At 43.7% G+C, this 12,626-nt stretch carries 7 protein-coding genes; 1 reads left to right on the forward strand and 6 read right to left on the reverse strand.

Going from position 1 to position 12,626, the window contains the following annotated elements:
• Nucleotides 1-34: 34 nt before the first annotated feature.
• Nucleotides 35-3,061 carry a fimbrillin family protein gene (locus BWI44_RS02800; RefSeq protein WP_286811210.1) on the forward strand — a complete coding sequence of 1,009 codons (3,027 nt, stop codon included), beginning with the start codon at nt 35-37 and terminating at the stop codon, nt 3,059-3,061.
• 194 nt (nt 3,062-3,255) lie between these two features.
• Here the strand turns inward: BWI44_RS02800 and rnr are convergent, their stop codons facing one another.
• The 6 genes from rnr to BWI44_RS02830 all read right to left on the reverse strand — a co-directional run bounded on the left by rnr (nt 3,256) and on the right by BWI44_RS02830 (nt 12,611).
• Entirely contained in the window at nt 3,256-5,400 is a 2,145-nt protein-coding gene (rnr, locus tag BWI44_RS02805; RefSeq protein ID WP_138291346.1) for a ribonuclease R, read from the reverse strand.
• A 227-nt stretch (nt 5,401-5,627) separates the two neighbouring features.
• Nucleotides 5,628-7,217, reverse strand: coding sequence for an SUMF1/EgtB/PvdO family nonheme iron enzyme (locus BWI44_RS02810; RefSeq protein WP_138291345.1), 1,590 nt, complete (start codon nt 7,215-7,217; stop codon nt 5,628-5,630).
• 19 nt (nt 7,218-7,236) lie between these two features.
• Nucleotides 7,237-8,811 (reverse strand): formylglycine-generating enzyme family protein, encoded by a 1,575-nt coding sequence (locus BWI44_RS02815; protein WP_138291344.1) that lies wholly within the window; start codon nt 8,809-8,811, stop codon nt 7,237-7,239.
• A gap of 44 nt (nt 8,812-8,855) precedes the next feature.
• Complete coding sequence (locus tag BWI44_RS02820) at nt 8,856-10,154, reverse strand: DUF4302 domain-containing protein (protein WP_052574719.1); 1,299 nt, start codon at nt 10,152-10,154, stop codon at nt 8,856-8,858.
• Nucleotides 10,155-10,167: 13 nt separating this feature from the next.
• Nucleotides 10,168-11,040 carry a zinc-binding metallopeptidase gene (locus BWI44_RS02825; protein ID WP_286811215.1) on the reverse strand — a complete coding sequence of 291 codons (873 nt, stop codon included), beginning with the start codon at nt 11,038-11,040 and terminating at the stop codon, nt 10,168-10,170.
• A gap of 14 nt (nt 11,041-11,054) precedes the next feature.
• Nucleotides 11,055-12,611 carry a RagB/SusD family nutrient uptake outer membrane protein gene (locus BWI44_RS02830; protein WP_286811217.1) on the reverse strand — a complete coding sequence of 519 codons (1,557 nt, stop codon included), beginning with the start codon at nt 12,609-12,611 and terminating at the stop codon, nt 11,055-11,057.
• Between the last annotated feature and the right edge of the window lie 15 nt (nt 12,612-12,626).

A 12,626-nucleotide genomic window follows, 5' to 3' on the forward strand; every position in this document is an offset into this window, starting at 1 on the left:
TAGTCAATTGTTATAGAAAATACCAACCGTGGTTATGCGACATTTTTGTATGTTTCATCTTGTATTTGACATTGCAACTCGTATGTTGATATTCTGCGTTGTGGCTTGTGTGGTTTCATCATGTACTGATGACACCTTTGACAAGTACCAACAAGGGAAGCTATTATCATTTACGGTAAATGTACCGGAAAACTGGACTAATGGTTCGGTACGTGCGGCGGCAGATATAAGCATTAATAAGTTGTCAGAATCCGATGGTTTGCAACCACTTTATCTTGTTACTGAAATCTCGGAAGTTGCTGTAGATAAAGTGGTTTCTGATGTAGTTACTCGTGGCATGCCTGTAGAGTCTATTTCTGATTTTTATAAAAGTTTTGGTCTTTCAGCTATTTGCTATACGGGTGAATGGCCTGCGGAGACCGAAGAAAATCAATGGACTACAAACTTTGCCCATAACTTGAAAGTAAGTAATATAGGCGGTAATTGGGCATCCGAGAAAAAGCTTGATTGGACAGGTTCGGGTAATATTAAGTTTTTTGCTTATTCACCACATGCTGATACGGAAGAATTCAAAGGAAGTATCATTCATTCAGGACCTTCTGAAAAAGGAGCTCCTGTGCTTACCTACACCGTACCTGAGGATATAACTCGCCAACCTGACCTTATGACTGCGACAACGAACTGTAAAGGTAACCAAGGAGGGGATGTAGCACTTACATTTAGCCATGCACTGACTGCTATTACCATAAAGACTGGTAAAGATATGCTTGCCGGAGAAATTACTGAGGTATCTCTTTCCGGTGTTTATGGTAAAGGAGGGTATTCCTTTGAGACTGGAGTATGGACTATAGTAAAAGATGAAAAAACAACTGGTTTTTCCATAACAAAAAAAGTAGAATTACCAGGTGAGGAAAAGCGCAATGATATTTATACCCCGTCAGGAACTTCGGTTGTGGATGGAGAACTCACCTTTATGATGATTCCCCAAACTCTCCCCAAAGAGGCTAAGCTAATTATTCATTTCACTGATTCTTTGACCATGAAATCACGTACCCTGACTGCCTCTCTTGGAGGCAAAACATGGCCAAAGGGAAAGAAAGTCATTTACTCCATTTCTTCTACAGGAATAGTAATGACACCAGTTGTCGATTTAAAAATTAATCGGGATGGAGTTTGGGTGAATGGACAAGAGCCGGAAACTGCACAACAAAACGCATACCTTCCAGTTAGCGGCTATCTGCATGATGTGGAGATAGCTGCTTCGATGCAGGTGACGCAAGAGGGTGCGGATACGGAAACACTCGAGCTTCCTTACAAAATCCAATACAAGATAGAGGGGGGAGGCTGGATGGATAAAGCGGACTCCTGGATACCCGAAAATGCTTCAAAAGCAACTTCTGTTTCGCCGGGTAGTTTTATAAAAGGAGCGATTCGTTTACCGGCGCAAAAAGTTTTCGATGATTTGCGGGCAAAGCTCAATACGAATGAAACGAATGGTTCCAAAACGGATTATTATGACTTGGTTGCGAATAATCCTCTGGAACAAGAAAGTGCCAACTGTTATATAGTGGATAAGCCTGGTTACTATAAATTTCCGGCTTGCTATGGTAATACTTATCCAAATGGAGGAACTGAGGCTTATAAATATGAGGGAAGTGTTCCGGATAAGTCTATGGAAGAATATCTGCTTATGGAGTTTGTAGGTCATGATGATAATCCGATTCAGCCACAGGGAATTCCGAATATTCATGATGCGGTACTTGTGTGGCAAGATAGCCCGGATCTTGTGACTGATATCAAATATAATGAAGAGGGTTGGGTCTATTTTTGTGTACCGGAAGCGGCGTTTAACCAAGGTAATGCAGTGATTGCTGTACGGAATGATAAGGGAGAGATTTTATGGAGCTGGCATATATGGGCGACATATTATGATTCTAAGGAATCGCAGATTTCGGAGGCTGTAAATGCGTATAATAAGCATTTTTATTTTCTACCTTGCAATCTGGGTTACTGCGATCCGCACGGAGGTAATAGCGAAAGAAAAACTTACATACGCTTTGTAGCTACTATGCCCGATGGTACCAAACGAACAGTAACTAAATTCAATAAATTGGAAGGGGCTCCTACCCCGGATGCGGAGGGCATTTTTACGTTTATTCAGCCGGAAATAATCGAATCCATAGCCGGAGACAATCCCTACTATCAGTGGGGACGTAAAGACCCGATGCTGCCAGGGGTATACAATGCGACTATTCGAGCTAATGCACCCATAGGTAGTGATCATCTTTCTGTCGATAAGTATAAAGAAGAATTAGATATGGAGAATAAAGTATTTTATTCTACTGAGGCATATAGGTTTACTGCATCAGAAAGTGGTCGGTCTATTGGTGAAAGTATCCGGACGCCTCATCATTTCTTTATGCATAAAAGACCAACAGATGCTACGGCAGAAGATGATAATTATCTGCGACGTCATTGGCATAACGGTGAAAGTAGACCGGGCCGCGTGACTTCTTATAAAAAGAAAACCATTATGAATTTCTGGAATTCACAGTTGGATGAGAATGCTATAGAAGCTAAAGCTGACGACCCTAATAATAGATATGTTTTCAAAACAATATATGATCCTTCTCCGGCAGGCTATAAGGTGCCACCTCCTGCGGCATTTTCCAAGTTCACTGATAAATTAGGAAATCATGATGCGATAGGAACAGTAGAAGGAGGAGGAGGGTACATAATTGAACCTAAGTCTGGTGAAGGAGGTATAACAATAGGCTGGTATGTAACGGATAAAGGAGGACACAGATTCTTCTTCCCTGCTACCGGATTGCGAGATATGGGTATCAGTGATCGTGAGGTAAGCTATGGTACATGGCCTGCCCATTCTAAGTTGACATTTATTGCAAGTTCTGGATTTAAAAAAAGTGATGCATCTTCAAGTTGTCTGTTGTTCTCTCTTGATTATAGAGTTGCTTTTATACAAAAGCCTATTGGTGCTATTTATGGTACTAATAATGCTTATGGTTTTACATTGCGCCCTATTCTAGATAAACAAAAGTAGAGGAAAACAGGTGTACAACTTAAAGAAGAGGTATTTTGATATATCTGTGTCAGCAAAATTAGAATATCATTTAGGATATTGGTGAGAAAAAGGGATGTATTATCTCCTGAAGTGCCCAAATGGTTAAATGTGAAAATATAACATTGTGAATTTTTTAAATGGAATGAGCCCGATACAATAACGGGCTCATTTCATTAATCTATCAAAGCAAAGTCCAACTGTTTCTTTTCCAGGTTGGCACGTGCCACTTTAATCGTAATTGCATCACCCAAACTATACGTGCGGTGCTTGCGGCGTCCGCGCAGACAGTAGTTCTTCTCGTCGAACTCGTAGTAATCATCATCGAGGTCACGGATAGGTATCATGCCTTCGCACTTGTTTTCGTTCAGCTCTACGTACAAGCCCCACTCCGTTACACCGGAGATTACACCGTCGAATATTTGTCCCATGCGTTCAGTCATAAACTCTACCTGTTTGTATTTGATGGAAGCACGTTCGGCATTGGCGGCTATTTGTTCCATGTTGCTGGAATGGTCGCAAAGATTTTCGTACTTAGTTTCGGAAACACTGCGTCCGCCAGCCAGGTATTTGGTGAGCAGGCGGTGTACCATCATATCCGGGAACCGGCGGATGGGGGAGGTGAAATGCGTATAGTAATCGAATGCCAATCCGTAGTGCCCGATGTTATGCGTGGAATAACGCGCTTTCTGCATGGCACGGATGGATACGGTTTCGATAAGGTTCTCTTCTTTTTTTCCTTGAATATCATCCAGCAAGTGGTTGATGGACTTGGATACATCCGTTTTCGTACCGCTGGTACGTAGCTTGTAACCGAATCGGGCAATGAATTGCGCCAGGTTATCCAGCTTTTCCGGATCCGGAAGATCGTGGATACGATAAGGGAATACCTTTGCTTTCTTGTTTTTCGGTACGCGACCGATCTTCTCGGCTACGGTACGGTTGGCAAGCAGCATGAACTCTTCTACCAGCTTATTGGCATCCTGGGATACTTTGAAGTAAACGCTGATGGGTTTGCCTTTTGCGTCTATCTCGAATTTCACTTCGTAGCGGTCGAAGTTGATGGCTCCGGATACGAAACGTTTTTGGCGTAATGCCTTGGCGATGGTATCCAGCATCAGGATTTCTTCCTTGAAGTCACCTTCTTTAGTTTCAATCACCTGTTGTGCTTCCTCGTAAGTGAAGCGGCGGTCGGACTTGATTACCGTATGTACCACGCGTGAATCTTTCACATCTCCTTTTTCATTGATCTCGAAGATGACCGAGTATGCCAGTTTCTCTTCATCGGGACGCAGGGAACAGATGAAGTTACAGAGGCGTTCGGGAAGCATCGGGATGGTACGGTCTACCAGATAAACGGATGTGGCACGCTTTTCAGCTTCCTTATCGATGATGCTGCCCTCAGTAACATAGTGGGTGACATCAGCAATGTGCACACCTACTTCCCACAAGCCATCCTTTATTTTACGGATAGAGAGAGCATCGTCGAAGTCCTTGGCATCTTTCGGGTCGATGGTAAAGGTTGTCACATTTCGGAAGTCCTCGCGCTTGGCGATCTCTTCGGTGGAAATCTCGGCAGGGATTCTGTCCGCAGCTTTTTCTACGGATGAAGGGTAAACGTAAGGTAAACCGAACTCGGCGAGGATAGCGTGCATCTCGGTGGTATTGTCGCCTGCTTTACCCAAGATATCGATGACTTGTCCGATGGGATTCTTTGCTTTGTCGGGCCATTCCACTACTTTCACGATGGCCTTATCACCTGTTTTTCCGCCTTTCAGCTTCTCTTTCGGAATAAAGATATCGTTGGCAAGCGTACGGTTTTCCGTTACGAGGAAAGCGTATGAACTGCCTACTTCCAATGTACCGACAAAGGTATCGTTGGCACGTTCCAGTATTTCGATAACTTCCCCTTCGGCTTCACGACCACGGCGCTTGGCATAGAAGGAGATGCGTACTTTGTCATTGTTCATAGCGTGTGCCGAGTTACGTTCGGCAACGAATATCGGATCGCCGCCACCTTCAGGAATGAAAGAGTTCTTTCCGTTGCTTTTGCGCTGGAAGGTACCTATCATTTCCACACCATGATTGTTCAGCTTATATTTGCTTTTCTCTATTTCGGTGATGTAATCATCCAGTAGCATGTCGCTTAGGATGTCTCTACACAGCATCTTCAGGGGATGTGTGGTGAGATGAAGTTGTTCGAATATGTATTTCAGGGACAGTACTTCGTCGGGTTTCGAATGGAAAAAATCCATCAGTACGCTCACAAGCTCTTTCTTTTTCATGCGCTTGCCGGCTTTCTTTTCTTTATTCTTAGCCATAAGTTTTCTTTCTTTATGAATGTATTTGCAAAGTAAACAAATAATCGGTTAGATTGGTTGAAAATCATTCGAATTCTGATGGATTCATTAAGAATGTTCTGCCGTAGATATTAAAAGTAAAGTGCACTTCAAAGCTTTTGTCGGGCTTTGAGTGCACTTCATGAAAGACGTATCCTCTTTTGTTTGTTAAAGAGAGAATTTAGTTAATAATTGAGCAAAGAACCTTTTCATTTTAAAGAACGTACAACACGGAAACCGATCTGACCAAACCATATGTCACCTCCGGGGTAGCCCATATCTGTTTTGATGTGAGCACCCAAGAGTCGCATATTGGTGTTAGAACAGTTCGTATCGTAAGTTGAGAAACAACCTCCGCGTGAGAGAACCAGGCGCTCCTCATCTCTGGGTTTCTCAGGACCCCATGGATCAGTTTCCTCAGCGTCACTGATATAGCCTAACTGAAGGAGCCATTCTCCGGTATATTCTTCAACGTTTCCTGCCATATCATAGATTCCCAGTGAGTTGGGCTTCTTTAATCCTACCACATGGAGTTCGGGCTCTTCTCCTACTATAGAGTTTTCTCTATACCAGCCTACTTCATCGAGGTCGTTGCTACCTGCATAATAATAAGGTTGGTTTTCGTTGTCGGGACCACCTTTGGCTGCGTATTCCCATTCGGCGCTGGTAGGCAGGCGATAACCGTTGGCTGTTTTATCGCGGATTACGTCAGCCTCATATAGTTCAGTGTTGGTAGGATCCCATAATTCATTCTTGAATGTATAAACCGGTTTGTAGCCCTTGCGTTCGCTCAGCTTGTTGCAGTAAAGCATGGCTTCGTATAGTGTCACGGTGTGTACGGGTAACAGGTCTTTTTTCTTGTTGACTGACGGGTTATAGCCCATGACATCTTGGAACTCGCGTTGTGTCACTTCATAACGTCCTATTTCAAAAGCTGAGATATTTACTTTATGTGCATTTTCTTTATCTGCGTACGTACCGCTTAAGTCACGTCCAATGATAAATGAACCCGCTCCTACGGTTACCATCTCAAATGTGGTATAGTTGGGATTATCCTCATCGCCTCCTCCACTGGGCGGATTGACACCACCGGATTGCAGCGTAACAATAGCCATGTATGTCTTAACATTTTTCTGGTCAGAAGAAACGACTGTATACTGTACGGCATCAGTGAAGTCTTGAACCGTACCGCTGGCGGGAGTTACGGTAGCTCCTTCCGAAGGTACTACAACGGGTTTCAGTGCGGTGACATCCGTACCGGCCGGCATAGTAACTGTAATGACAGGATAATCTATTTTAGAAGATATCTGTCCTGGGATGATAAAGGCTGTGATGTCTGCCGCAGCAGGTTCTTCCTCTTTTTCCACACCTTTCTGGGTGATGATAAGCATATATGTGTCCAGTACTTGGTCGCCGAAAAGGGCGGATATTTCTACTGTGGTCTGGCGTACATTTTCTGCATTGTTTTTGGCTACAGATAAAGAGAGGCGGTTTTTGCTGCAATTAGCCAAACACCACATTTTGTCGGCAGCCGGGACGGTAGCTTTCAGGGTGATGCCATCCATATCTGCTCCGGCGGCGTCACTCAGGGTGATGCTACTGGTGAGGGTACCTTCTTTAGATACTGACAGAATGCCGTTTTCTTCATCGAAAGACAAGATCCCTTCGCTGAAAGAAGACATCGAAGCTACTAACTCAATGTGAGGAACGGCTTGTTTGTCGTCATCATCGGAACAGGCGGTAAATGAAATGCTGCACAATAGCGCGACAATAAGGTAATAAAATTTGTTCAAGTTCATAAAATGTATATTTTAGTTGTTATTTAATGGTTCTTACTACGCGGAAACCGATGGTGTCATATGTTGCTGTAGGATCCATCTTATCAGCGTAATATACTTTTCCTTTAGTGTCGTATGTGGAATAATAGCCACCTCTATAGATTTTTGTATCATTGAGGTTTTCGACAGGACCAATCGGATCCGTTTCCGGTTCCAGGGGATATTCATAACCGTAAGGCACGCCATAGTCGTAGCACCACTCACCGACATTTCCGCTCATATCATAAATTCCTAATTGATTGGCTTTTAGCTTGCCAACTTCGTGCAGCGAAGCACTACCGCCGACAGCTGAGTTATCTTGCCACCAACCTACTTCACTATAGTTATCACTGCCGGAAAAGACTGTTAGATTCTTGCAACCTTCATTACCTCCCTTAGCGGCGAATTCCCATTCGGCTGAAGTCGGAATTCTGTAACCGTTAGACACAGTGGCCGGATCATAGATGTAGTTTGGTATTTCTGTGACTCCTCCGAACCAGATGTCTTCTATTCTGATGGTACCTTCTTGTTTGTAAGCGGGAGTCAGCCCTTCTTTTTCACTCAGTTTGTTACAGAATTCGCAGGCTTTGGCCCAGTCTACTTTATTTACGGGATAATTGTCTCCTCTGAATTTCTTATCTGAAGGATTCTCACCCATAATCTCATTATACAGTTTTTGCGTAATTTCAGTCGTAGCGATATAGAAACTGCTCACGGTGACGTCGTGTGTGTAACTTTGGGTATAGTCTTTTCCTTCTCCGAACTTAAAGGTTCCTCCTTCCACTACTACCATGTCCATGCTACTGTTCAGTTTGGCTTGCTTTACACTCAGTCGCAGGGAGGAGATTTCTGTTTCTTCCGTTTTACCTGCTGCGGCGATGGTGATATCTGCAGTATTATCTGATTTGGCAGCTGTGGGAGATATCCGGATGTTCAGTGTTCCTCCGGTTAAGTCAGCGGTGAGCCATTTGGCATCTTCAGGAACGGTTAGCGCATATTCCACATCAATGGTCTGATCCTCCAAAGTAGTACCTACCGGTATTGTCACATCACCACCGACATAAGAAATGTCGAGTAGTCCTCCTTCCAGTTTAACGTTGGCAGGTGCAGTCATCTGATCTGTTTTCAAAATCACTTCTCCTTTTGGAGTAATCTTGGCACCTTGGTTGATTGTCAGTTCCAGTGGAGCGATCTCGGCACCGGTAGCTACTGCTGTCAGCGTTGCAGTGGTGGAGCGACTTTGCGCATCTTTGGAAACACTGACTTCAATGTTCAGTTTATTGCCGGTAATAGTAGCTTTACACCATGTGGCATCTTTGGCAGGAACTACAGCTGTATAAGTAATGTCAAGGTCGTAATCTTCCAGACCGCAGGTTAATGGAATGGAGAAAGTACCTCCCTTGCCATCTACGGTAAGTGCATTTTGAGTCACAGTCGCCCCTTCGGGGGAAGTAATGTTTTGGGTACTGAGTGCGATGCCGCCTTTTAGCGGATCGTCGTCATCACTACATGAAGTGAACATTATGCAACCGGCAATCAATGCCAGGCATGTGTTGAGCAAATGATAAACTTTCATACTTTGTGAAATTTTGATTAATACTATAGTTATTTGTATCGTAGTTAATTGGCCATTGGGTAATATTGTACAGCTCTGTATGCTGTGAAATAGTTTTCCGGATGATCGACATCGATGAATTTAATCCAGTTAGGTGATTTTTTGTCATCAGACGTCAATGTAAAGGTGCGTTGGATATCATTGCCGAACGGTGTGATCAATGCGTTGAATTTAAAGTCTGTATAGTAAGTCTTTCCGACGGTTGAGCCTTCTTCGGAGAATTTCAGGGAAATCTTGTCTTCTCCAATCAGTTCGTAATCGAAAGCCAGATAACCATGTCCCTGGGCACAGATGAATTGGAAGGCATAGTAAGTACCCAGAATATTAATCTCACTGCCTAAATAGCAATAAGTTATATCATCATTGTTGGCTTCGAGTGCTTCGCGGGATATATCCCATAAAGCCTGACCGTAAGGACTAAATCCGCTGTAGGTAAAGAACCAGTTGCGGCTGAACAGCATTTCGTTGACAGAAGGATATGTGGGGATGAACATGCCCGTAGCATCATTGGAGGGGATGAATGTACCATCTTCTCCTAAGTCCGGATTTAAGATCAGGCCTTCGATGACATTATTGCCCAATTGTACGGGTTGGTAGAATTTACATCCTGTCAGGGTGATGATGAACGGTTGATACTCGGTGATGGTTTCTTCCCCTTTCTTCCGGTAGATACAAAGCGTATGTCCTGTCAGGCGCGTTTCTATAGACTGTTCTTCATCCTGATAGAGTAACCGGTAATATTCGGCGAATTCTTTATCTTTTTGTTTGATGTCTTTCAGGTAGTCGCTCCATTTCAAGGCGGCGGACATGGGGGTCATCGTCATGTACGAACCACTCTTTTTCCCTTTCAGCCGGATGATTTGTTCGTCGGCTTGCAGTATGGTGAATTCAAAATCCCCTTCCAATCCGTAACCGTCTCCCATCCCTTGGCTGTTGGAGGGGTCGGAGAAAAAGTGGAGTATTTCGTTATAGGTGTCAAAGGAAAGTACGCATCCTGCACTTTGTTTCAGGGTATAGGTGCTGACTGCTGTTTTGTCTGCGCCTGCGGTTTCACTGGCTACAGTTACCCGGTAACCTGGCTGGAAGTTAAGCAATACGTTGAAGCCTCCGTAACTTTGCGTAGAAGAGGGATAATACTCCATTAACCAGCCGTTGGGTGAACTGAGCAGAATTTCTTGTACTGTTTCTATTTCTTCCTCAATACGGTTGGCGGAAGTATCGTCAAAAATCGGATCTATCTTGGGCGTACATGAAAAGAACAACCCGGCGGCGAGAATTGATAATATATAATGTGTCAGTTTCATACTTAATTCATTATTAAAGGTTTTCTAAATCAACTTCAGACAATGAGCCGGAGCGGCGTTGTACGATGTCGCGCAACTTGTCAATGTCAATGCTCCAACTGTCTTTCAGATATTTTCTTACGATATCAAACTTTTTCTGCAGTTTTATTTTGCCGAGGGCTCCGCCGTTATTCAGCACGTTTTCCCAATAACCGGCATCGTGGGTTATATAATTGGAAATGATTTCCACGAAATCTTCATCGGGTGAGAAACTTGCGTAACGGGTTATGAATCCCATTGTGTTGGCAACCTCGTCACTCTCCAGGTTTAACCAACTTGGTCCCTGGTAATCGGTTGAAATCAGGTTGAAGTCTGTAGAATAATTCTTTGTTTGATGTAAGATATGTGCAAACTCATGGTGCATGGTTTTAAAGAACCAGGTGTTCAGAAAATCAATATCCGGACTATTGGCATTCAGTTCGTTTACATTGTACAAAGTGATTTTCAAACCACCTTCCGCCGTTCCCAGTACCACTGAACCCTGGCTGTTGTACGCTTTTGAACCGATCAACTGAATCATTCGCGGACAATAGGTCTTGATGAATGCCTCTCCGAGTAATTCGTTGTAGGAATCTATCCAGAGATACTTGGTCAGTTTGGCCATGGCAACACATTTGTCGTATTCGGCGGGAATCAGATTGTACGTATTGTCTGATTCCTTATCGATATATTTATAGTTGAACTGGATATTGTACGGAACGACATAGTTGAGCAATAGCCAAGTATCGAATGCATCCCGTTCGGGAGATTCTGTATTGAAAATGCTGTGACTGTCTAATTTGTCTTCGCTGCATGCTCCCAAAACAATGGAAGCGGCAAACAATAAAGTATAGATATATTTTTTCATGTTTCCTCCTTATTTTAGTTGTTTCTTGGATTGGCTTCCAGACCTGCTGCAATAACCTCTTGGGGGATTTGCATGGCGCGGCGCAGATCGTTCACCAGTAATACGTCGTCTGCTTGTCCATCTCTGTTGTGTGAAATTTCAATTCCGTATCGTTTTATATCATTCCAGCGAAGGCCTTCGTGGACAGTGATGATACGGCGCATGTGAAGAAGGCACTGAATCAGATTCTCCGTATCACTGTCGGCGATTGTAAATCCTTGTGGGTTGATTTTCTTCTTGATAGTTCTATCGTCTTCCGACTTCAAGTGCAGGGGCATATACTTTCTTGCTGCGTAATAATTAATCAGTTGTTCTTTTGTGAAAGTCTTGCCTGTCATGGAGTTCATCAGTATATTAATGTCTGCCACGGCCTTATCAGCTTCCGGTGCTTGTTTCAATAAATAAGCTTCTGCGCGGCATAATAATAATTCGTCAATGGAGAAAGCTACATTTACCAGATGGAGAAAGCCGATACCGGCTGTCTTATCGGTATATTCAAAGTAGCCGTTCACCTTCGGGAAAGAGTATTTCTGCTCAAATCCCCAGATACCATTTGACATGAAAAGCTGGTTGTATGCGCCCCACGGGCCGGGTAAGATTTCATTAAGCAGGATGTTATAGGCATTGCCATAACGTAGCCCTATCCCATAAGGGCCATGTACATAAGGCCAGGAAGACTGTGCGGTGACCAACATCAGGTTGCATGGTTCGGTATGTGCGATGTAGCTGTTACATCTGAGCTCGAAATCCGTTGCAAGTTCGCTGAAGCTTTTCCAGTTACGGACATCATTTACCGGGTTGTCGCCAAGTACGGTGCTGGCATATTCTATTACTTTGTCAAATCTCAGATAATAAAGATTGAAACGGGCTGCAAAAGCGTAGGAAGCGCGTTTGTTGAAGTGATACTTAGGAACAGAGTATGCTTCATCGTTAATCAAAGGTAACCCTTCTTCAATATCTTTGTTGATGTTTTCGTACACCTGGCTTAGAGTGCCCCGTTCTATTCCGTCGGGCATCACTTCTGTTTCGGGTGTTGTGGTGTAAGGTATCCCGAGTTCCTGATCCGCAGTCTGCGGGTTATAGGGCATACAAAATAGGTTGGCAAGCTGGAAGTGAGCGTATGCACGGCATAGTAGCGCTTCACCTTTCTGTGGATTCAGGTTTTCCGGGTTTCCCATCAGCTCAATGGCCTGTAGGGCTTGATTGGCCGAACAGATGGCATTATAGTGTGCGTCCCATATATATTTGGGTGCGTCAGTATCCTCGGAAGTCATGTCATTCCATAAATAAGCATCCCGTTGTATCTGTCCGTATATGTCATACAGTGCCCCGTTGTCCTTGGCATTGTCGGAAGCAAGTTCGGAGATGAGAATGGTTGATACTTCCGGATAAGCAGATACCAGTATATTGGTGATTTTCTGTTCGGAATCTATGTCTGTTCTGTCATCTGGTATAGTGTCCAGAAAGTCATTACAAGAAGCCAATGCAAATAATGAACCGGCCAGTAATATATATGTTCTTATATTATTCATATCGAGTTGTTTTTT

The sequence above is a fragment of the Bacteroides sp. Phil13 genome (genome assembly GCF_001940965.1).
GTDB lineage: Bacteria > Bacteroidota > Bacteroidia > Bacteroidales > Bacteroidaceae > Bacteroides > Bacteroides intestinalis.